This window comes from Martinezella tropici, from assembly GCF_003287875.1.
In the GTDB taxonomy this organism is placed as follows: Bacteria; Pseudomonadota; Alphaproteobacteria; order Rhizobiales; family Rhizobiaceae; genus Rhizobium; species Rhizobium tropici_C.
In genome coordinates this window covers 170,839-193,079 of record NZ_QMKK01000044.1, presented here as the reverse complement: position 1 = coordinate 193,079, position 22,241 = coordinate 170,839, and the positions used below count along the sequence as shown (strand labels likewise).

The following is a 22,241-nucleotide window of genomic DNA, read 5'->3' as shown; positions in this document are numbered from 1 at the left end:
GCACTAACAAGTGCTTTACGACGGGTAACAAAATATGCTTGCCTAAACGTTAATCACCACTCATGCGGCGTTTTTTTGCGGGTCATCCGGGTCTATGCCGTAGTCCTTCAACTTTCGGTAGAGAGTTGAGCGGCCGATCCCGAGCTTTCTCGCCACTTGACTCATCTGTCCGCGATAGAATTTCAAGGCAAATCGGATGAGTTCTTCCTCGACATCCGCCAGTTTTCTGACATCGCCCGATGTATTGGTGCTGACGATGACATTGTCGGAAGCGCTCTCGGAAGCATCGCCGCCCGGAAGAGAAGAGGTTGCAGCCGCAGCCTGAAGAAGGGGGCGTGCGGCCCGTTCCGCTCTCTCCGTTGCAATGTTATCCGCCGCGTGCGCCTGCGAATTATCCACAACTAAGGTCGGGTGCTCGGCGGCGAAGTAGCCGGGCAACTGCGCGGCGATCTGCGGGAAATCCGTATCGCGCAGTTCCGGCCCTTCAGACAGAACGACGGCGCGGAAGATCGCGTTTTCGAGCTGGCGGATATTGCCGGGCCAATCATAGGCCGTCAGCAGCGCAAGAGCGTCGTTGCTGATTCCGAGCGGATGGTCGAGCTTCTGCTCAAGCGCGAATCGGTCAGCGAAGGCGCGTGCCAGATGTGGAATATCTTCCTTGCGGCGTCGCAATGCCGGCATGGTGATCGGGAAGACGTTGAGGCGATAATAGAGATCCTCGCGGAACCGCCCTGCCTTGACCTCTTCGATCAGATCCTTGTTGGTCGCCGAGATCAGCCGGACATTGACCTTCTGCGCGACGCGCGCGCCGACGGTCTCGATTTCGCCCTGCTGAACGGCGCGCAGCAGCTTGACCTGGACATCAAGCGGCAGATCGCCGATCTCGTCGAGGAATAGCGTGCCGCCATCGGCCTCCATGAACTTGCCGACATGGCGCTCCGCAGCACCCGTAAAGGCGCCCTTCTCGTGACCGAAAAGGATGCTTTCGACCAGATTGTGCGGAATGGCGCCGCAGTTGACCGTCACGAACGGCTTGCCGGCACGGTCGCTGGCTGCCTGGATGGCGCGCGCGACCAGTTCCTTGCCGACGCCGGATTCGCCTTCCAGTACCACGGGAATATTCGATTGCGCCGCGCGATGGGCAAGGTCGATCACACGCATCATCGCCGGGCTTGCCGAGACGATATCGTCGAAAGTGATGCTGCTCGAGCGCGACTTGCGCCCGGCGCGGGCCTTGGCCTCGCGCTGGTCCAGCTTCAGCGCATTGGCGATCGACGCCGCGATACGCTCCGGCGATACCGGCTTGACGACGAAATCGAAGGCGCCGGCCCGCATGGCCTGCACCACAGTATCGATGCCGCCCTGCCCCGTCTGAACGATCACGGGCAGATCGATGCCCATATCGTTCAGGGCGCCCAGGAACTCGATGCCGTTCATTTCCGGCATCATGAGATCGAGCACGATCACATTGATCTGATCGCTGCTGCGCTTCAAAACTTCGAGACCGAGACGGCCATTCTCTGCCAAATGAGCGACGTGTCCGTGCCGCTCGATGGCATTCTTCAGCAGACGGCGTTGAATCGGATCATCCTCAACAACGAGAATCTGCGCGCCCCCCTTGGCGCTATTGTAAACGGTCATTGGTGCCTCACTTCATGCGAAACCTGAAGCGAACACTCGCAGAAAGGCTTGAACATGAAGTTTTGCCAAATCATCGCATTTTAATCATTATGACGAATGTAATATCGCTTATGTTTCAAGCGCCAATGCAGGGAAATCAGGCCTTGCAGCATGCTTTTCGGCCGATTAGACACGAACGGACCGGACGTTCCGAAAAATAAAAGCAGAGGAAATATCGCCCATGAGCCCGACCTCGCTCCATCGATCCCTTAACTTTTCCGCAAGCCAGGCCGCCGGACAAGCGCTTGGCGACCTGCCAGCCTGGAAGCTCAGCGACCTCTATCCGTCCGCGACCTCGCCGGCCTTCCTCAATGACATGGAAAGGGCCGGCAAGATGGCCGTTGGCTTCGAGGAAAAGTGGAAGGGAAAGCTTACCGATGCCGCCGCCAAATCGGGCGATGCCGGTATCGGCGCGGCTCTCAAGGAGTATGAAGCGCTTGACGACATCATGGGCCGCCTCGGCTCATATGCCGGGCTCACCTATTTCTCCAATACGATCGATCCGGCCAACGGCAAGCTCTATGGCGATGTCCAGGCGAAGCTGACGGACTACTCCTCGCATCTCCTGTTCTTCGCGCTGGAACTCAACCGTATCGACGATGCGGTGATGGACGCCTGCATGGCGAACGACCCCGCCGCCGGCCACTATCGCCCGTGGATCGTCGACCTGCGCAAGGACAAGCCCCATCAGCTCGACGACAAGCTGGAACAGCTGTTCCTGGAAAAATCCATGACGAGTGCCGCCGCCTTCAACCGCCTGTTCGACGAAACGATGGCGGAATTGCGCTTCGAGATCGACGGCGAGAAGCAGCCGCTGGAAGTCGCCTTGAATATGCTGCAGGAGCAGGATCCGGAGATACGCCGCAAGGCGGCCATGGCGCTTGCCGAAACCTTCAAGGCCAATTTGCGCACTTTCACGCTCATCACCAATACGCTCGCCAAGGACAAGGAAATCGCCGATCGCTGGCGCGGCTTCGAGGATATCGCCGACAGCAGGCATCTGGCCAACCGCGTCGAGCGCGAGGTGGTGGATGCGCTGGCGGCCGCCGTGCGCGAGGCCTATCCGCGCCTCTCGCATCGCTATTACAAGATGAAAGCCAAGTGGCTCGGCATGGACCAGATGAACTTCTGGGACCGCAATGCACCGCTGCCGGAGACGCCCAACGCCCTGATCCCCTGGACCGAAGCGAAAGACACGGTTCTTTCCGCCTACGGCAGTTTCGCGCCGGAAATGGCCGCTATTGCCAAACGCTTCTTCGACGAGGAATGGATCGACGCGCCGGTGCGCCCGGGCAAGGCGCCGGGCGCTTTTGCCCATCCGACGGTCCCTTCGGCCCACCCTTATGTTCTTGTCAACTATATGGGCAAGCCGCGCGATGTCATGACGCTGGCGCACGAGCTCGGCCATGGCGTGCACCAGGTGCTGGCCGGCGGCCAGGGCGCGCTGATGTGCCAGACGCCGCTGACGCTCGCGGAAACCGCGTCGGTCTTCGGCGAGATGCTGACCTTCCGCGCGCTCCTTGACAGGACCACCGACAAGCGCGAACGCAAGGCCATGCTCGCCCAGAAGGTCGAGGACATGATCAACACGGTCGTGCGCCAGATCGCCTTCTATGAATTCGAGCGCAAGGTTCATACCGCCCGCAAGAATGGCGAGCTGACATCGGACAATATCGGCGAGCTGTGGCTCTCGGTACAGGCAGAGAGCTTAGGCCCGGCGATCAAGATTTCCGAGGGCTACGAGACCTACTGGGCCTATATCCCCCATTTCATCCACTCGCCCTTCTACGTCTACGCCTATGCCTTTGGCGATTGCCTGGTGAACTCGCTCTATGCCGTCTACCAAAACGCCGAAAAGGGTTTCCAGGACAAGTATTTCGAGCTCCTGAAGGCCGGCGGCACCAAGCACCACTCCGAACTGCTGAAGCCCTTCGGCCTCGACGCGACCGATCCGTCGTTCTGGAGCAAGGGACTGTCGATGATCGAAGGGCTGATCGACGAGCTGGAAGCGCTAGATAAGAACTGAAATCCCGTCTGCTCTGAGGAAAAGCAGGCCAGGCATCTTCGCTATTGCCGGAGCTTTGCGCGTGGCCCCTCACCCCAACCCTCTCCCCGCCGATGCGGGGAGAGGGAGCGATCGCAACCGCTGCACCGTTGTGTGCAGAGAATGGTGCGGTGGACGCAGAACCAGTCCCCTCTCCCCGCGAGCGGGGAGAGGGTTGGGGTGAGAGGCCACGCGTAACGGCATATGCAATCATGCCTGGGGATCACTGAACAAAGACTGGATCGAAATCCGCGCATGGCCGATGCCATACCCTACGTCCTCTTCAGGGACGACAGCACAGGACAGGTGATGATCTTCGCCGAACCGGCCGAGGTCATCATGGCCCATACGCGCGTGCAGTTTTTCGATGCGCTGGATCGCATGGAAAAGGCCAGGCAAGAGGGAAAATGGCTGGCCGGCTACATGGCCTACGAGGCCGGGCATCTCTTCGAGGAAAAACTCGCATCCTTCGCCGAGGAAAACAGGGAAACACCGCTGCTATGTTTCGGCGTTTTCGATGCGCCCGCGGCCGACGGCCATCCACTCGGTCAGCCGGCGCAGCGCCCGGAAAACCAGGAGTTTCTCACGGAGCCGAAGGCCAGCTGGAATTTCGAGATATATAAGGAGCGCTTCGACAGGCTGCATTGGCATCTGCGCCAGGGCGATTGCTATCAGGCAAACCTCACCATGCCGATCCGTGCCCGCTGGAACGGCGATCCGCGCGCCGCCTTCTGGTCGCTGATCGAACGGCAGCCGGTGAAATACGGCGCGCTCGTCGATCTCGGCGGGCCGATCATCCTGTCGCGCTCGCCGGAGCTTTTTTTCCGCACGGACGAGGATGGCTGGATCGAGACGCATCCGATGAAGGGCACGGCCAAGCGCGGCAAGGATGCCGCCGATGACGACGAGATCATCGCCGCCATGCTGGCCGACGAGAAGACGCAGGCCGAAAACCGCATGATCGTCGACTTGCTTCGCAACGATATCTCGCGCATCACCGAAGTCGGCACGCTGGACGTTCCCAAGCTTTTCGAAATCGAGACCTATCCCACGCTGCACCAGATGGTCAGCCATGTGCAGGCGAAGCTGCTTCCCGGCATCACCATTCGCGATATCCTCGCAGCACTTTTTCCCTGCGGCTCGATCACCGGCGCGCCGAAAATGCGGGCGATGGAAATCCTGCACGACCTCGAAGGCAGCCCGCGCGACGCCTATTGCGGCGCGATCGGCATGATCTCGCCTGGTGGTGCCATGCGTTTTTCGGTGGCGATCCGCACGATCACGCTTTTCGAAGACGGCCGCGCGGTGTTCAATGTCGGCGGAGGCATCGTCTTCGATTCGACGGCGGAAGCGGAATATGAGGAATGCCTCCTCAAGGCGCGCTTTGCCGTGGGGGACCGATGGATCGACCGGTAGAGGATTTTTCCCTGATCGAGACGCTGCGCTACGAGCCGGAAACCGGCTTCGTTCGCCTGCGCCTGCATCTCGCCCGCCTGCAGCGCTCCGCCCGCCGCCTCGGCTTTTCAGCTCCGAAGAACGTGCTCGGAAAACTGGAACAGGCGATTGCCGGTACCGCTGTGCCTTTGAGGGTTCGGTTGACGCTGGATCGCGAAGGCCAGACGGCAGTGACGACGGCCCCCTTTGTCCCGCTGCCATCCGACACCGTCTGGCGGGTCCGCATTGCCGCAACCCGGCTCGATTCCGCCGACAAGCTGCTGCGCGTCAAGACCACGCGCCGCGCAGTTTATGAGGCAGCGCGCGCGGAATATCGGCCTGACGAAGCAGACGAGGTGCTGCTGCTCAATGAGAAGGGCGAGGTGTGCGAGGGCACGATCACCTCGGTCTTCATCGAGGATGGTCCGGACGCGCTGCGCACTCCGCCGATTTCCGCCGGCCTGCTTGCCGGCGTCTTGCGCACGGAACTCATCTGCCAGCGCAAGGCCCGCGTCGGCCGCATCCGCGTCGACGACCTTAAAGACCATACCCTTTACGTCGGAAACTCCCTGCGCGGCCTGATCCGCGCGCAACTCCTATGGAATGATTGAATGTTCATCCTCTCACTCACCTATCTCAAGGGCAATGACGAAGCCGACAGGTATATGGAGCCGCACATGGCCTGGGTGAAGGAAGGCTATGCCAAGGGATGGTTTTTGGCCTCCGGCCGCAAGGTACCGCGCACCGGCGGCGTCATCTTCGCCCGCGGCGAGCGTACCGAACTGGAGGCCTATGCTGCAGCCGACCCCTTCACCATTCATGGCATCGCCGTCTATGAGATCCAGGAAATCGCGCTGACCACCGTTACCGATGGCCTGGAAGCCTTGAAAGGCTGAGCGCGGCCGACGCTGCATTTCCCATAGGTCAGTAAAAACAAACCTTGAAGGCAACAAACTCGTCGCATATGGCGTGTATGTTGGCCTTCTTGACTTTGCCCGGCTAACCCTGAACAGCTCTTTATTGTGACATCAAATTATGATTAGAGCCGCTCATCTCGCGTTTTCGCGCCAACTCTGATTGAATTTCGCAAACCGAACGGCGTCCTGCCTTTCGAAGGAGAAAAGAATGACGGAAGAGAACTATCCGGTATATGCCGAAATTACCGGTCCGATCGTGATGATCGGCTTTGGCTCCATCGGCCGCGGCACCCTGCCCCTGATCGAGCGCCATTTCAAATTCGACAAAAGCCGGATGGTCGTCATTGACCCGCAGATGGACGCCGAGCACCTGGCGATCCTCGAAAAGCATGGCGTCCGTCATATCAAGGAATATGTCACCAAGGACAATTACAAGGATCTCCTGAAGCCGCTCCTGACGGAAGGCAGCGGCCAGGGCTTCTGCGTCAACCTCTCGGTCGACACCTCCTCGCTCGATCTCATCAAGCTCTGCCGCAAGCTCGATGTGCTCTACATCGATACCGTCGTCGAACCCTGGCTCGGCTTCTACTTCGACAAGAGCATGAAGAATGCCGACCGCACCAACTATGCGCTGCGCGAAACCGTGCGCAAGGAAAAGGCGAAGAACCCGGGCGGCACGACGGCCGTTTCCACCTGCGGCGCCAATCCGGGCATGGTCTCCTGGTTCGTCAAGCAGGCGCTCGTCAACCTCGCCAAGGATATCGGCTTGAAGTTCGACGAGCCGGATCAGCACGACCGCGAAGGCTGGGCCAAGCTGATGAAGAAGGTCGGCGTCAAGGGCGTCCACATTGCCGAGCGCGACACGCAGCGCACCAAGCATCCGAAGCCGCTCAACGTCTTCTGGAATACCTGGTCGGTCGAAGGCTTCATCTCCGAAGGCCTGCAGCCGGCCGAACTGGGCTGGGGCACCCATGAAGAGTGGATGCCGAAGAACGCCAAGAAGCACAAGAAGGGCTGCCAGGCCGCCATCTATCTGGAACAGCCGGGCGCCAACACCCGCGTCCGCACCTGGTGCCCGACGCCTGGCCCGCAATACGGATTCCTCGTCACCCACAACGAGTCGATCTCGATCGCCGACTATTTCACCGTTCGCGACAAGGACGGCGAAGTGACCTTCCGCCCGACCTGCCACTATGCCTATCATCCGGCCAACGACGCCGTGCTCTCGCTGCACGAGATGTTCGGCAACGGCGGCACGCCGCAGCCGGTCCATCACGTTCTCGACGAGGACGAGCTCGAGGACGGCATCGACGAACTCGGCGTGCTGCTCTATGGCCATGCCAAGAATGCCTACTGGTACGGCTCGCGCCTGTCTCTCGAAGAAACCCGCCGCATCGCCCCCTACCAGAACGCCACCGGTCTGCAGGTGACATCAGCCGTTCTCGCCGGCATGGTCTGGGCACTGGAAAACCCGAAGGCCGGCATCGTCGAAGCCGACGAAGTCGACTACAAGCGCTGCCTCGAAGTGCAGCTGCCCTATCTCGGCCCGGTCGAAGGTCACTACACCGACTGGACCCCGCTCGATGGCCGCCCCGGCCTTTTCCCGGAGGACATCGACATCAAGGACCCCTGGCAGTTCCGGAACATTCTGGTTCGCTAAGGGTATAGTGTCAGCTTGATGCCAGACCCGAATGCCCGCACAAGTCGTGCGGGCATTTTTGTTACGCAAGCCAGATAAATCAAGCAGATCGGTGGTGGAGCCTTGCTTTAGCCCGATGGTCGCGTCATCTTCCTTGCAACCGATGCGCCTTTAGTCCGCCATTATCCGCGGGAGACATTTATGAAGATAAGAACCATGCTTGCCCTCGTTGCTGCCGCGTCAGCCTTGTCCGCCTGCGTCGATTTCGGCGGATCGAGGCCGCCGCCGATGGGAATGAACACCGGCGGCCAACCGCAAGGGAATTCGGTTGAAGGCCGCTGGGCCGATTCGAACGGGCTGAACTCGACATTTTCGAGCGGCCGATTCGAAACGCATACCACTGATGGCACGAACCAGCAGATGGCCTCGGGAACCTACACGACCGATCCATCCGGCATGATCCAGATCAATCTTTATTCGAACGTCAAGCGCACGTCGTCGAAGGTGAATTGCTTCCTGGCCAATCCGAGCCAGCTCAATTGCACCTCCGAAACCGGCGGGCATTTCTCGCTCAATCGCCAGGGCTGATATGGGCCTGCCGGATGGATAAGGCATCATGCGCGGCGTGCTGGTCCTTTATCTCGCTCTTGTCGCAGCTCTCCCCGTCGCTGTTATGGCGACGGTTCTCCCTGTCAATACCTATCGGGCTCAGGGCATCGATGCGCTCGATTGCGACGGCCCGATCGGCGTCCTGATCTTCGCCTTGCCCGCCTTGCTGGTCTATGGCGCCGGCGCGATCCTTCTCTACCGGAAGCGGAAACGGCGCTTTCATCTTGCGGCCTCCCTTTGCTGCCTGCTGATCTTCTGCGCCGCCGGCTGGAGTGCCGCGGCGGCATTGCGGGAATCCTACGGCCCCGCCTCCGCCGAGGCATGCGCCTGATCCGGCGCACATTTCCGTGCTTGTAAAAATCCTAATGAAGCCAACAGCTTTTGCTTGCACTCGCTTGCCCGTGATGAAAACATCGGCACGGGGGACCGCCATGGGGCACAGGCGGGCCGGATTGCGATGACCAACAGGAGAGACAGATGAAGCAGCCCTTCGGAGTAGGCCTTTTGGCCGCCACGCTGCTGGCGCTCAGCACCAGCGCCGCCTTCGCGGACTATCAGCTCAACATCCTGCATTTCAATGATTTCCATTCGCGCGTGGAATCGATCAACAAGTTCGACGCGACCTGCTCGGCAGCCGAGGAAGCCAAGAATGAGTGCTTCGGCGGTGCAGCCCGGCTGAAGACCATCATCGACCAGCGCCGCGCCGCACTTGCCGGCCAGAATGTGCTGGTTCTCGATGCCGGCGATAATTTCCAGGGCTCGCTGTTCTATACCACTTACAAGGGCGCGGCCGAGGTCGAATTCCTCAACGCTGTGAAGATCGACGCCATGACGGTCGGCAACCATGAGTTCGACGATGGCGAAGGCCCGCTTGCAGCTTTCCTCGACAAGGCACAGTTCCCGGTCGTAACCGCCAATCTGGTGGTCGACGATCAGTCGAAGCTCGGCGAGCGCATCAAGAAATCCATCGTGCTCGATGTCGGCGGCCAGAAGATCGGCATCGTTGGTGCGGTAACGACCGAAACGCCGGAACTGGCCTCGCCCGGCCCACATGTGAAGATCACCGACGATGCCGCCGCCATCAGCGCCGAGGTGGATGCGCTGAAGTCGCAGGGCATCAACAAGATTATCGCTCTCACCCATGTCGGCTATCCGCGCGATGTCGAGAAGATCGCCAAGATCGCCGGCGTCAGCATCGTCGTCGGCGGCCATTCCCACACGCTCCTGTCGAACACCGACCCGAAGGCAGCCGGCCCTTACCCGACCATGGTCGACAATCCGGCGGGCTACAAGGTGCCGGTCGTCCAGGCCGCCTCCTATGGCAAGTATCTCGGTGACCTCGTCGTCACCTTCGACGATAACGGCATCGTCAAGGATGCCAAGGGCGACCCGATCCTGCTCGATGCCTCCATCAAGCCCGATCCGGCGATCGCAGCCCGCGTGCAGGAAATGACCGAGCCGATCGAGGAACTGCGCAAGAAGGTCATCGGCAGCTCGCAAGGACCCATTGAAGGCGCGCGTGAAGTCTGCCGCGTTCAGGAATGCTCCATGGGCAATCTCGTAGCCGATGCGATGCTCGACCGCACCAAGACGCAGGGCATTTCCATCGCCATCCAGAACGGCGGCGGCTTGCGTGCCTCCATCGGCGCCGGCGACGTCAGCATGGGCGACGTTCTGACCGTGCTGCCCTTCCAGAACACGATTGCGACCTTCCAGCTGACCGGCGCGGAGGTAAAGGCGGCGCTGGAAAACGGCCTCAGCCAGATCGATGAGGGCGCCGGCCGCTTCCCCCAGGTTGCCGGCCTCAAATACAGCTTCGACAAGACCAAGCCCGCAGGCAGCCGTCTCGTCTCCGTCGAGGTACAGGAAGGCACGGAATTCAAGCCGATCGATCCGGAAAAAACCTATGGTATCGTCAGCAACAATTACATGCGCGCCGGCGGCGACGGTTATGCGGTCTTCGCCAAGGATGGCAAGAACGCCTATGATTTCGGCCCCAATCTGGAATCGGTGGTCGCCGATTATCTTGGCGCCCACAACCCCTACAAGCCCTACACGGACGGCCGCATAACCCAGGTCGGCACCGTCGCGGCAACGGCGCAGCCTGTGCCGGCAAAACCCGCCGATGCGACACAGCAGGCCGCACCCGAGCAGAAGCCGGCACCGGCCGCGGATGGCGGCGCAGCTTCTTCCACGACGACGCCTCCCGCCTCTTCGCCACCGATCGTCACGACACCGAGCACGACCATGCCGACAAATCCGACCGCGACGCCATCCACTCCGCCAAAGTCGGATCCTGCGGCGTCAACACCCGCCACGGCAGCACCCGCGGCCGAAACTCCGGCAACGTCGGCACCCGCGACGAGCGCGCCCGCGGCAACAACGCCGGAGACAACCGCACCGGCAGCTGCCGCCAGCGAGCCGCCCAAGACACCAACGACGACACCGACGACTCATGTCATCGTCGCCGGCGATACGCTCTGGGATATTGCCAAGACCTATTACGGCAACGCCAATCAGTGGCACAAACTCGTGGCCGCCAACCGCAATATCAAGCCCCACCACCTGACGATCGGTGAAAAGTTGAGGGTTCCGGCCAAGTAAGGACGATTTGTCTCGTATGAGAGGGCCGGTCCGGGCTTTCCCGGACCGGCTTTTGTTCTTATGTGAAGTGCTTCGTATCTTGAGAGGAATTCAATCGATGACAGCTGACCTGACCACGCTTTCGCCCGATCACCCCAGCGTGAAATACGGCAAGGTCGGCGTGCTGCTCATCAATTTGGGAACGCCTGACGGCACAGACTATTCCTCGATGCGCCGCTACCTGCGCGAATTCCTGACAGACCGCCGCGTCATCGAATGGTCGCGCTGGAAATGGTACCCGATCCTGTTCGGCATCGTGCTCAATACCCGGCCTCAGAAAGTCGGCAAGGCCTACGAGACGATCTGGAACAAGGACAAGAACGAGAGCTACCTGCGCACCTATACGCGCAACCAGTCCGACCTGATGGCCGAGCGGCTGCGCGACCTGCCCAACGTCAAGGTCGACTGGGCCATGCGTTACGGCCAGCCTTCGATCGCCGATCGCATCCAGGCACTGAAGGACGATGGCTGCGAGCGCATCGTGCTCTTTCCGCTCTATCCGCAATATGCGGCGGCTACGACGGCGACGGTCAACGACAAGGCGTTCGAAAAACTGCAGAAGATGCGCTGGCAGCCGGCGATCCGCACCGTGCCGCAATATCACGACGACGAGACCTATATCGAGGCGCTTGCCAATTCCGTGACCCGTCACCTCTCGACGCTGGACTGGCGGCCGGAAAAGATCATCGCCTCCTTCCACGGCATACCCATGTCCTACTTCAAGCTTGGCGATCCCTATTACTGTTTCTGTCAGAAGACCGGCAGGCTGCTGCGCGAGAAGCTCGGCCTCTCCGAAGATCAGTTCATGGTCACGTTCCAGTCGCGCTTCGGCCCGGAGGAATGGCTGCAGCCCTACACCGACAAGACGGTGGAGGAGCTTGCCAGGAACGGCACCAAGCGCATCGCGGTGCTCAATCCCGGCTTCGTTTCCGACTGCCTGGAGACGCTGGAAGAGATCGCCGAACAGGCGGCTGAATCCTTCCATCACAATGGCGGCGAAAAATTCACACATATTCCCTGTCTCAACGACAGCGAAGACGGCATGAAGGTGCTGGAAAAGGTCGTGCGGCGGGAACTGCTCGGCTGGGTGTAAGAGGCCGGCCGGGATAGCGCGGCACAAAGAGATGAAGCGGTTCAGAGATTCCGTGAAAAGCTGAACCGCTCGAAACCTATTGCAGCTGCGGCTTCTTGAGGAAGCTGCTGCGATCCGCCGACTTGACGCGCAGCCAGGCTTCGCGGCCGTCGCGCAGCACCCGCATGGGGATCTCGGCGCCAGCCGGCCCGCTCTCCCATACCTTGCGGTAGAAGTCGGCGAGACCGTCGACCTCGCCGTCGCGGATCTCCGAAATGATATCGCCCCGGCGCAACCCTGCCTTGGCGGCCGGGCCGCCCTCAGTGACGCTCATGACAACGACATCGCCATTGCTTTCGGCCGAGAAGGCGCCGAGCCAGGGCCGCGGCGGCTTGTTGACCCGCCCGCGTTTGATGAGATCGTCCAGGATCGGCAATAGCAGGTTGATCGGCACGATCATGTTGATGTCGGCGCTGTCGCCATTCTGGGTCGCCATCTGCAAATGCAGCGAACCGACGCCGAGAAGCTTGCCATCCTCATCGAGAAGAGCCGCGCCACCCCACGAGGGATGCGCCGGTGCAACGAAGATCGCCTCATCGACGAGATATTCCCAATAGCCGGCAAACTCCTGCTTGGCGACGATCTTCGCCTCGACGAACTGGCCGATCCCGTCGGCCACGACGACCTCATCACCGATCTCGGCCTTGTCGGCATCGCCGAACTCCAGGGCAGGCACGTCGAGCGGTCCGAGCGCCTGCACCAGGCCGAAGCCGGTTTCCTGATCGTAAGCCAGGGCATGGCCAGGCACGACGCGGCCGCTATTGGTCGTCAGCCAGACATTGTCGGCTTCCGTAATCAGGTAGCCGATGGTCAAGACGAGCCCATTGCCCCGGATAACCACGCCGCTGCCTTCCCTGCGGGTGCCGAGCGTTGCCGCTGTGAAAGCATCTTCCGGAATTGAGGCGTGCACGGCCACGACCGACCGTAAGGTCCTATCGATATTCATAGCTCCACCCTGGTGATGCGCGATGACTTGGCTCGAAAGGCTGCGGAACAGCGGAGCCGGAAATTTCTATAATAAAGTATGAAGATCAACCGCCGGAAGCAAGACCCGGTCGCAATTGATTGATTGGAGTTTGCAAGCACCTCCCCTTCGGTGCCCATTCCTCACTTGTCGAGAACATGCTAACCCACCACATCTGATTGAGCTGCCGCCTCTTATGCTCGGGCGAGCGATTGGAGGCAGAGCGGCAGCGATTGACGCGACGCGGTTCCGCCGCAGGCGGGCGCGTCCATGGAGGAATTCAATGGTAGTCGGTGGTTTCAGCATCGTCGTGATTGCCCTGATCGTCCTGGTCATCCTGGTCCTGTTCGCAGGGATCAAGACCGTGCCGCAGGGATATCGCTACACGGTCCAGCGCTTCGGTCGCTATACCCGCACGCTGGAACCGGGGCTCAACCTGATCGTGCCCTTCATCGAAACGGTCGGCGCCCGCATGAATGTGATGGAACAGGTTCTGTCCGTGCCGACGCAGGAAGTCATCACCAAGGACAATGCCAGCATCTCGGCCGATGCAGTCGCCTTCTTTCAGGTGCTGAACGCGGCCCAGGCCGCCTATCAGATCACCAATCTCGAAAATGCGATCCTCAATCTCACCAAGACCAACATCCGCTCGGTCATGGGCTCCATGGACCTCGATGAATTGCTGTCGAACCGCGATATGATCAACGAGCGGCTGCTGCGCGTGGTCGACGAAGCGGCCGAACCCTGGGGTATCAAGATGACGCGCGTCGAGATCAAGGATATTCAGCCGCCGAAGGACCTGGTCGATGCCATGGCGCGGCAGATGAAGGCCGAGCGTGAAAAGCGCGCGCAGGTTCTGGAGGCCGAGGGCCTGCGCAACGCACAGATTCTACGCGCCGAAGGCGCCAAGCAGGCAGCCGTGCTGCAGGCGGAAGGCCAGCGCGAGGCGGCGTTCCGCAATGCCGAGGCGCGCGAGCGTCTCGCCGAAGCGGAAGCGAAGGCGACCCGCGTGGTGTCCGAAGCTATCGCCGAAGGCAATGTGCAGGCGATCAACTACTTCATTGCGCAGAAATACACGGAAGCCCTGACCGCGATCGGCTCCGCCGGCAATTCGAAGGTGGTGCTGATGCCGGTGGAGGCCAGCTCCATCATCGGCTCGCTCGGCGGCATCGGCGCCATCGCCCGCGAAGTCTTCGGTGACAATGGCGACGGCAATGGCGCCCCGCAACCGTCCCGCCCCCGGTCGGGCACGGTTCGCACCACGCCTTCCGTCAATCCGCTGCCATCTCGGGAGAGCTGAGATGTTCGACAATCTTGCTGTGGAACTCGGCCCCTGGAGCTGGTGGCTGTTCGGATTGGTGCTGCTCACCGCCGAGCTGATCCTTCCGGGTTTCTTCCTGGTCTGGATCGGCCTGGCCGGCATCATCGTCGGCGCCTTGTCGCTGCTTTTCTGGGACAGCGCCTTCTGGGTCTGGCAGGTGCAAGGGCTCGTCTTCGCCGCCACGGCCGTGATCGTCACCCTGATCGGGCGACGCTATCTCTACAACAACGACCAGGTTACGGACGAGCCGTTCCTCAATCAGCGCGGCGCCAGCCTGGTCGGACGAACGGCAACGCTGGATCAGCCGATCAGCGAGGGCCGGGGTCGCATTCGCTTGAACGATACCTATTGGACGGTCAGCGGGCCGGACCTGCCTATCGGCACGCGCGTCAAGGTCGTCGCCAGCAATGGCCGCGAGCTTACGGTCGAACCCGTCTGATCAGGCGACGCCGATCCGCAGCAGATCGTGGAAATGCACGACGCCGATCGGCCGGCGTGCATCGTCCACGACGATCAGCGCCGAGATATTGTGGCGATTGAGCACGGCCATGGCGCTCGTTGCCAGCGTCGTTTCCTTGACCGTCTTCGGATTGCGGGTCATCACCTCGTCCACGCGCATCTCGGCGAGGCTGGTGCCGAGATTACGGGCAATATCGCCGTCGGTGACGATGCCGCAGAGGCAACCGTCGTCATCGATCACGCCCACACAGCCGAAGCGCATTTGCGACAGCGTCATCGCCGCCTCCGGCATGCCGGTGCCCAGCGTGACCAGGGGCACGCGATCACCCTTGTGCATGATATCGGCGACATGCGACAGGCTGGCGCCCAGCTTGCCGCCCGGATGGAAGGTGCGGAAATCCTCGGCCGTGAAGCCCCTCGCCTCCAGCAGCGCCACGGTCAGCGCATCGCCGATGGCAAGCTGCAGCAGCGTCGATGTCGTCGGCGCCAGCCCATGCGGGCAAGCCTCCTGCTCCTTCGGCAGCAGCAGAACCACATCCGATTCGCGTGCAAGAGTGGAAGCCTCGCCTGAGGTAATGGCGATCATCGGGATCGAGAAGCGGCGGGAATAGCTGATAATGCCGCGCAGTTCCGCGCTTTCGCCGCCCCAGGAGATGGCGATGATCACATCATCCTGGGTGATCATGCCGAGATCGCCATGATTGGCCTCGACCGGATGCACGAAGAAGGCAGGAGTTCCAGTAGAGGCCAGGCTTGCGGCGAGCTTGTTGCCGATATGGCCGCTCTTGCCGACGCCGGTGATGACGACACGGCCGCTGATGTCGCCGATGATCTCCACCGCGCGGCTGAAGGGCTCGGCCAGACCGTTGGTCAGAGCGCGTTCCAGCGCCTCCATGCCCCGTCTCTCGGTCTCGATCGTTCGTATCGCGGATTCGATCGCACCGTTCTCGATGAGTCTTACAGCTCTCTTATTCATGAGCGAGGCCTAACGCTTTTCTGCAAATCTGTCCACTAAAGATCGACTTATGCCCGCAGCGCCGGCCGGCCATATCATGTCGATAATATTGCCGATCCACATCGGCGCGTAGTCCTTGGCAACCAAGCGTTAACCACGCCGCTTTACACTTGGGTAAGAATTTTAAGACATTTCCAGCAGGGTCAGACATAAATAAAATGAACATCGGCAAGGATAAGGCGGGTCATGGTGCCCTCCAGCTAACGGCATGGGCGACCTTTGCCGTTCTCGGCTGGGGTATCGCATTCGCCGCGCCGATGTCGGCCTATGCGCAATCTCTCTCGCCCGATCAGAACCTCGACGACAGCCTGCCTGCATCGGCATCGCCGGCCGATCCGACGACCACCTCCGCAGGCGGCGCGCAGCCGGTCCAGCCGACGAACGCGGCCTCCGCCAGCGCGTCGAACAGCGACTCACCCCCGAACATGCGCCTTCGCCTTGACGGCGTCGATCCCACCACCACGGGCTCCACGCTCGATAACGACCTGCGCCGCGTCAACCTGCCAGAACCGACCGTCGATGGATTGAAGGCGCGCCAGTATCCGGATCGCGCAGATGCCCAGGGCATACCGCTCGGCACCTTCACCCTGCGCCCTTCCGTCAACCAGTCCATCAATGTCGAGCGGGATCGCACCGGCTCGACCAAGGATAATCGCACTTTCCTGCAGACGGACCTGCGCAGCACCTTGACCTCGGATTGGGATCGTCATGCCCTGACCGTCACCGGCGAAGGCGTCTGGCAAAAGAACCTCAGCGGCACGAGCGAAGAAAAACCGACCATCAATCTTAATGCCGACCTGCGGCTCGATCTTCCCGCCGATACCACGGCGCATCTCACCGCCGGCTATCAGTTCTACCGCGAGGATACGAGCGACCCGAACGCGATCGCCGGCGCCTCGAAGCAATCGGCGGTCAACCAATTCACGACCGGACTTTCGCTGGAACGTGACTTCGGCCTGCTACGCGGCACGACGGCACTGGCGCTGACGCGGACGGTCTATTCCGATGCCGTGCTTTCCGACGGAACCAAGGTCACGCTCAGCGACCGCGATCAGACGGCCGGCACCTGGCGCGGACGTATCGGCTACGAGCTCTCGCCCGCCATCATTCCCTTCGTGGAAGTCAATCTCGGCCGCGCAATCTACGATCAAACCCGCGACAGCAACGGCTATGCCCGCTCGAACCAGAGCTATGGCGGCAAGGGCGGCGTCGAATTCGACCTTGGCGAAAAATTCAGGGGCGAGCTCGGCTTCGGCTATCAGCACACGCAATTCGACGATTCGCGCCTCGCGTCCGTGGACTCACCGACGATCGACGGCAATCTTGCCTGGTCACCGCAGCGCGGCACGGATATCAGCATCGGTCTCTCGACCACGGTCCAGCCCTCCACCACCGCTGGCCTCAGCGGCTATACCGCCTACCAGCTCACAAGCACCGTAAGCCATCAGCTGCGCGACGACTTGACCGCCAAAGTGACGGGCGGAACGATCTGGCGCGACTACCCTTCCAACGGCGGCGCCTCCGACGAAACCGAATACGACACAGCTTTCGGCCTGACCTGGGGGATCAATCGCTATCTCGATCTGACCAGCAATATCGGCTATCAGCTGACCACCAGAAAGGCTGGCGACGACACGCACCAGCTTCAGGCCGGCGTCGGCTTGACGGTGAAGCGCTGACCTCAAACTGCGCTCCGTACCGTGAATTTTGTCAGCGCAGACGACATGAGGCCCGGCATGACCGGGCCTCGATGCTTTGCCTGTGAAGATCGCAAGCGCTTATTTCAGGGCGGCGATCAGCGCCTTCAGCTCGTTTTCGATGGTCGGGCGGATATCGGCGCGCGCCAGCGAGAAAGCGACGTTGGCGAGGATGAAGCCATCCTTTGCGCCACAGTCGAAGGTCTGGCCCTGGAAGTGATAGCCGGCGAAATCCTGCGTCTGTGCGAGCTTCAGCATGCCGTCGGTCAGCTGGATCTCGTTGCCGGCACCGCGTTCCTGGCTTTCCAGGATGCGGAAGATTTCCGGCTGCAGGATATAGCGGCCGTTGATGAAGAAGTTGGACGGAGCCGTGCCCTTGGCAGGCTTTTCGACCATTTCGGTGATGCGGAAACCGTTGCCGACCGCTTCGCCGACACCGACGATACCGTATTTATGGGTCTGGTCGGGCGCGCATTCCTCAACGGCGATGACGTTGCCGCCGCTATGCTCATAAAGCTCGATCATGCCCTTCATGCAGCCCTTTTCGGCGCGCATGACCATGTCGGGCAGCAAAAGCGCGAAAGGCTCGTCGCCGACGATCTCGCGGGCGCACCAGACGGCGTGGCCGAGACCGAGCGGTTCCTGCTGGCGTGTGAAGCTCGCCGTACCGGCCTTCGGCAGCAGGCCGTTCAGCAGCGACAGTTCGGCATTCTTGTTGCGCTGGCGCAGCGTCTGCTCGAGTTCGAACTGGATATCGAAATAATCTTCGATAACGTGCTTGCTGCGGCCCGTCACGAAGACGAAATGCTCGATGCCCGCTTCCATCGCCTCGTCGACGACGTATTGGATCACCGGCTTGTCCACGACAGTCAGCATTTCCTTCGGCACCGCCTTGGTCGCCGGCAAGAACCGCGTCCCTAGTCCGGCAACCGGAAATACTGCCTTACGCACCTTCTTATGCTGTCCCACTCATACCTCCTGGGCATTAAACGCTGGCGCCAAGCCATTCGAAACGTCAGTAGATTAGATTTGCTACTGTTTTGCAAATAATGACTGGCCCTCACTTCCATGGTAAAGAATTTGTTGACTTCGTTCCTCTAGTGTCACGCTTGGGCGAATGCCATTTGCTTCGCCGCACCGAAATCCAACGATTGATGGACCAGGCTGTAGATGACCTTAAACCGCAAAAACTCCCTTCGTGGTCTCGCTCTGGCGCTCGCGCTCGGCGCCTTTGCGGGATTCTTCCCCGTTAACGCCAATGCTGACCCTGGGTTCCAGAAATGGATCGCGGGCTTCTACGCCACCGCTGCAAAGAGCGGCATCACACAATCGACCTATCGCGATGCATTTGCCGGCGTGACGGACCCAGACCCCACGGTCCTCGAAAAAGCGCAGTATCAACCGGAGTTCAAGTCCCAAATCTGGGACTACCTCGACTCCCGTGTCAATCCCTATACCGTGGATATTGGCCGGAAGATGGCGGTCAAATATGCATCCACGCTGCGCGCGCTCGAACAGCGCTTCGGCGTCGACAGAAATATCATGCTGGCGATCTGGTCGATGGAATCGAACTATGGCGCCGTCCTGGCCAAGAATGATCGGCTGCATTATGTGCCCCGCGCGCTTGCGACGCTCGCCTACGCCGATCCCAAGCGGGCCAATTATGCCAAGAAGCAGCTGGTCGCCGCACTGAAGATCCTGCAGAAGGGCGATATCTCGCGCAAGGAGTTGAACGGCTCCTGGGCCGGCGCCATGGGCCATACGCAATTCATCCCCACCAGCTACCTGCTCTACGCCGTGGATGCCGACGGCAGCGGCCATCCGGATATCTGGAACTCCATTCCCGACGCCTTGGCGACCACGGCCAATCTTCTTGCCAAGAACGGCTGGGATACCGGGCGAACATGGGGTTATGAAGTCGTTGTGCCGCCAGGCGGCGCTGCACAGGCCGGCAAGACCCATACCATCGCACAATGGGCGGCTCTCGGCTTCGTGCGTCCCAACGGCAAGGGTTTCCGCACGACCTCCGACCGCGCGCAGCTGAAGATGCCAGGCGGCCCGGATGGTCCCGGCTTCCTGATGACGGGCAACTTCTTCACCATCAAGCGCTACAACGCTTCCGACAGCTATGCGCTGGCCGTCGGCCTGCTCGCGGACCAGATCGCCGGCTATGGCGGCATGCAGCAATCCTGGCCTCGCCCGAGCGGCGCGCTCGACGTCAAGCAGAAATTCGAGCTGCAGACGCGCCTGAAGGAGCTCGGCTATTACGACGGCGTCGTCGACGGCAATTTCGGCTCGGGTTCCAAGGCTGCGATATCAGCCCTTCAGCAACGCATGGGCATGGATGCGGATGGCGAGCCTTCGATGGGCCTGCTAAAGGCGCTGCGCAAGTAGGCCGCCTGGAACGAACCGGAGATCGCTTGGCGGGAAATTTATCCTCATGCGATCGCGGGGCGTCAGCGGAAAAATAGCTATGACAAAACGACCTGCCCGCGCAACCATGGCAACAGCAAGGATTGTCCTTGCGGCATTCCTTGCAATCATCATCATGTTCGGCGGCTTGTGGAGCACAGCCGAAGCGCAGGAACGGCCGCGCAGAAACCTGTTCGATATGTTGTTCGGCACCCGCGAGCCCGACTACCTCGATCAGCCGGCCGAGCAGCCGCCACCGCGTCGAAAGGTCCAACCGCGCAAACGGCCGACCCCACCGCCTCGGCAGCCAGTCGTACAGCCGGAAACGCCGTCACCGGCGGAGAAGCTTCCCAATGCCAAAACCATCCTCGTCGTCGGCGACTTCCTGGCGAGCGGCCTGGCGGCGGGACTGGAGGATGCCTTCTCCACCTCCCCCGGCGTCGTCATTCAGGCCCGCGGCAACGTCGCTTCCGGCCTCGTCCGGCAGGATTATTACAACTGGCCGCAGCAGCTGCCCGGGATGATCGATCAGCTGAAGCCGGCCATGGTCGTCGTCATGATCGGCGCCAATGACCGCCAGCAGATGATCGGCGACGGGCTCAACGAGAAATACGGCACAGATCCGTGGTTCCTCGCCTATGAAGAGCGCGTGCAGCAATTCGCCAAGCTGGTGACGAGCCGCCATATCCCGCTGCTCTGGGTGGGGCTGCCCTCCTTCGGCTCTGATCAGCTGAGCGCCGGTGCGGTCAAGCTCAACCAGATCTACCAGAGCCAGACCACCAGCGTCGGCGGTGAGTTCATCGACATATGGGACGGCTTTACCGACCAGAACGGCGAATTCATCGTCACCGGCTCCGATATAAACGGCCAGCAGGTTCGATTGAGGACGGCCGATGGCGTCAACCTGACGGTGGCCGGCAAGCGCAAGGTCGCCTTCTATGTCGAAAAGCCGGCACGCCGGATATTGGGAGATCAGGCGAGCCCCGACATCACCCGCCTCGACACGGGCAATCCGTTGCCGGCGCAGCAGGCCAGCCTGCCCACAACCGAGATGGAAAAGATAACCCGCACGCAGCCGATAAGCCTTTCCGACCCCGATCTCGATGGCGGCTCGCAACTACTGGGCAGCGCGCCCGCCCCCGCCGTGACGACGCCGTCGCCCCGCGATCTGCTCGTCGACAAGGGCCGAATGGATCCGGCGCCGGCCGGCCGCGTGGACGACTACCGGTTGCCGGGATCGGCGGCGCGATAGGTGCGCCGGAGCGGTTTGACAAGCTCGCGGACCGCCAATAGAAGAATTGCATGAGCACCAACAGCGCAGATCAGATCGATCGTTACCGCACCTGCCTGCAGGTTGCGGTTTTGTGCGCTTTCTCCGGCCGAGGTCTCCGCGTCCAGTCGTGACAGCCGGAGGCGTTGATGCGTCCGGCGGCTGCTGGACGTAAAGCCCTCAACCTCAAAATATCAACGTTGCCCATGGAGAATGGCACGTGCTCAATATCTATAACGTCAATTCGCTCGTTCACTGGGAAGAGCGGGCCATCAAGCTGCGCGACGATTTCGTCCGCTTCTTTTCCGATGAAGTCGCGAACTTCCTGCGATCCGCAAACCCCGCCTGGGATTTCCGCAGGGTCGAGGCTCCGACCCTGATGCCTCGAAGCCTTGTCTCAGATGCCTATTCCAATTCGGACATATGGGTGCAGGAGCGAATGTCGAACACCGAGACCGAACTTGTGCTTCGGCCGGAAACGACGCCGTCAACCTATGTCTACATGCAGCATCTTCTCGGAAACCATTCCAGAACGCGGCTGCCCTTGTGCGTCTGGCAGGCCGGGAAATCCTATCGCCGCGAACAGGACCAGCCGAGCAAGCATGTGCGGCTCAAGGAGTTTTGGCAGCTCGAATTCCAATGCGCCTTCACCGCCGATAGCGGCAATGACTATCATGCCGCCTCCCTCGAACCGGTCCGCCGGATGATCGCCTCGGTGATCCATCTGCCGACGCGAATCGTGCCTTCCGACCGTCTCCCGGCCTATTCCGAAATCACTATGGATATCGAGGTCGACAATGGCGACAAATGGATGGAAGTCTGCTCGATCTCGAAACGCACGGATTTCCCTCAGCGCTACCGCAGCCAGCCGAAGAAGGGGCCGGCGATAGACCATGACGTCGCGGTGCTTGAAATCGCCATCGGACTCGACCGTTGTGTCTACAGCTGGAATATCGCCGCAAGCCGGTAACGACAAAAGCCGGGTTTGTAACGAACCCGGCCTTC

18 protein-coding genes and 2 pseudogenes are annotated in these 22,241 nt (G+C 61.0%); 15 read left to right on the top strand and 5 right to left on the bottom strand.

Annotated elements, in window-relative coordinates; all coding sequences use genetic code 11:
* Window positions 1-60 precede the first annotated feature (60 nt).
* Both DQ393_RS34325 and DQ393_RS19230 read right to left on the bottom strand, forming a co-directional pair.
* A pseudogene (locus DQ393_RS34325) lies at window positions 61-273 on the bottom strand (helix-turn-helix domain-containing protein); the annotation flags it as partial.
* A 116-nt stretch (window positions 274-389) separates the two neighbouring features.
* Window positions 390-1,641: pseudogene (locus DQ393_RS19230) on the bottom strand (sigma-54-dependent transcriptional regulator); the annotation flags it as partial.
* Between the two features lie 220 nt (window positions 1,642-1,861).
* On the opposite strand from DQ393_RS19230, the gene DQ393_RS19225 reads away from it, so the two are divergent.
* The 9 genes from DQ393_RS19225 to hemH all read left to right on the top strand — a co-directional run bounded on the left by DQ393_RS19225 (window position 1,862) and on the right by hemH (window position 12,059).
* The gene (locus DQ393_RS19225) at window positions 1,862-3,706 is read left to right on the top strand and encodes a M3 family oligoendopeptidase (RefSeq protein WP_112343336.1); all 1,845 of its coding nucleotides are present in this window, start codon (window positions 1,862-1,864) and stop codon (window positions 3,704-3,706) included.
* A 273-nt stretch (window positions 3,707-3,979) separates the two neighbouring features.
* Entirely contained in the window at window positions 3,980-5,140 is a 1,161-nt protein-coding gene (locus DQ393_RS19220; protein ID WP_112343335.1) for an aminodeoxychorismate synthase component I, read from the top strand.
* A complete protein-coding gene (locus DQ393_RS19215) occupies window positions 5,125-5,769 on the top strand; it encodes an aminotransferase class IV family protein (protein ID WP_112343334.1) in 645 nt (214 codons plus the stop codon). The genes DQ393_RS19220 and DQ393_RS19215 overlap by 16 nt, the downstream gene beginning before the upstream one ends.
* The gene (locus tag DQ393_RS19210; protein ID WP_112343333.1) at window positions 5,770-6,054 is read left to right on the top strand and encodes a YciI family protein; all 285 of its coding nucleotides are present in this window, start codon (window positions 5,770-5,772) and stop codon (window positions 6,052-6,054) included.
* Between the two features lie 229 nt (window positions 6,055-6,283).
* The gene (locus tag DQ393_RS19205; protein WP_112343332.1) at window positions 6,284-7,735 is read left to right on the top strand and encodes a homospermidine synthase; all 1,452 of its coding nucleotides are present in this window, start codon (window positions 6,284-6,286) and stop codon (window positions 7,733-7,735) included.
* A gap of 180 nt (window positions 7,736-7,915) precedes the next feature.
* A complete protein-coding gene (locus tag DQ393_RS19200; RefSeq protein ID WP_112343331.1) occupies window positions 7,916-8,302 on the top strand; it encodes a hypothetical protein in 387 nt (128 codons plus the stop codon).
* A 28-nt stretch (window positions 8,303-8,330) separates the two neighbouring features.
* The gene (locus DQ393_RS19195) at window positions 8,331-8,654 is read left to right on the top strand and encodes a hypothetical protein (RefSeq protein WP_112343330.1); all 324 of its coding nucleotides are present in this window, start codon (window positions 8,331-8,333) and stop codon (window positions 8,652-8,654) included.
* A gap of 146 nt (window positions 8,655-8,800) precedes the next feature.
* Window positions 8,801-10,927, top strand: a complete 2,127-nt coding sequence (locus DQ393_RS19190; RefSeq protein ID WP_112343329.1) for a 5'-nucleotidase C-terminal domain-containing protein — start codon at window positions 8,801-8,803, stop codon at window positions 10,925-10,927.
* A 97-nt stretch (window positions 10,928-11,024) separates the two neighbouring features.
* Window positions 11,025-12,059 carry a ferrochelatase gene (hemH, locus tag DQ393_RS19185; RefSeq protein WP_112343328.1) on the top strand — a complete coding sequence of 345 codons (1,035 nt, stop codon included), beginning with the start codon at window positions 11,025-11,027 and terminating at the stop codon, window positions 12,057-12,059.
* A 76-nt stretch (window positions 12,060-12,135) separates the two neighbouring features.
* Here hemH and DQ393_RS19180 read toward each other — a convergent pair whose 3' ends face one another.
* Window positions 12,136-13,044, bottom strand: coding sequence for a S1C family serine protease (locus DQ393_RS19180; RefSeq protein WP_112343327.1), 909 nt, complete (start codon window positions 13,042-13,044; stop codon window positions 12,136-12,138).
* 301 nt (window positions 13,045-13,345) lie between these two features.
* Here DQ393_RS19180 and DQ393_RS19175 point away from each other — a divergent pair, with 301 nt between their 5' ends.
* Complete coding sequence (locus DQ393_RS19175; RefSeq protein ID WP_112343326.1) at window positions 13,346-14,362, top strand: SPFH domain-containing protein; 1,017 nt, start codon at window positions 13,346-13,348, stop codon at window positions 14,360-14,362.
* A 1-nt stretch (window position 14,363) separates the two neighbouring features.
* Window positions 14,364-14,822 carry an NfeD family protein gene (locus tag DQ393_RS19170; protein ID WP_112343325.1) on the top strand — a complete coding sequence of 153 codons (459 nt, stop codon included), beginning with the start codon at window positions 14,364-14,366 and terminating at the stop codon, window positions 14,820-14,822.
* Here the strand turns inward: DQ393_RS19170 and DQ393_RS19165 are convergent, their stop codons facing one another.
* Window positions 14,823-15,818: a KpsF/GutQ family sugar-phosphate isomerase gene (locus DQ393_RS19165; RefSeq protein ID WP_112343324.1), complete on the bottom strand. Its 996-nt coding sequence runs from the start codon at window positions 15,816-15,818 to the stop codon at window positions 14,823-14,825.
* A gap of 197 nt (window positions 15,819-16,015) precedes the next feature.
* Between DQ393_RS19165 and DQ393_RS19160 the strand changes: the two genes are divergently transcribed.
* Window positions 16,016-17,536, top strand: coding sequence for an outer membrane beta-barrel protein (locus DQ393_RS19160; protein WP_112343323.1), 1,521 nt, complete (start codon window positions 16,016-16,018; stop codon window positions 17,534-17,536).
* A 99-nt stretch (window positions 17,537-17,635) separates the two neighbouring features.
* Here DQ393_RS19160 and galU read toward each other — a convergent pair whose 3' ends face one another.
* Window positions 17,636-18,523 (bottom strand): UTP--glucose-1-phosphate uridylyltransferase GalU, encoded by an 888-nt coding sequence (gene galU / locus DQ393_RS19155; protein WP_112343322.1) that lies wholly within the window; start codon window positions 18,521-18,523, stop codon window positions 17,636-17,638.
* Between the two features lie 201 nt (window positions 18,524-18,724).
* On the opposite strand from galU, the gene DQ393_RS19150 reads away from it, so the two are divergent.
* The 3 genes from DQ393_RS19150 (at window position 18,725) to DQ393_RS19140 (ending at window position 22,206) form a co-directional block, all read left to right on the top strand.
* Window positions 18,725-19,948, top strand: a complete 1,224-nt coding sequence (locus tag DQ393_RS19150) for a lytic murein transglycosylase (RefSeq protein WP_112343321.1) — start codon at window positions 18,725-18,727, stop codon at window positions 19,946-19,948.
* Between the two features lie 79 nt (window positions 19,949-20,027).
* Window positions 20,028-21,218, top strand: coding sequence for an SGNH/GDSL hydrolase family protein (locus DQ393_RS19145; protein ID WP_112343320.1), 1,191 nt, complete (start codon window positions 20,028-20,030; stop codon window positions 21,216-21,218).
* 238 nt (window positions 21,219-21,456) lie between these two features.
* Complete coding sequence (locus DQ393_RS19140) at window positions 21,457-22,206, top strand: aminoacyl--tRNA ligase-related protein (protein ID WP_112343319.1); 750 nt, start codon at window positions 21,457-21,459, stop codon at window positions 22,204-22,206.
* The last annotated feature ends 35 nt before the right edge of the window (window positions 22,207-22,241 follow it).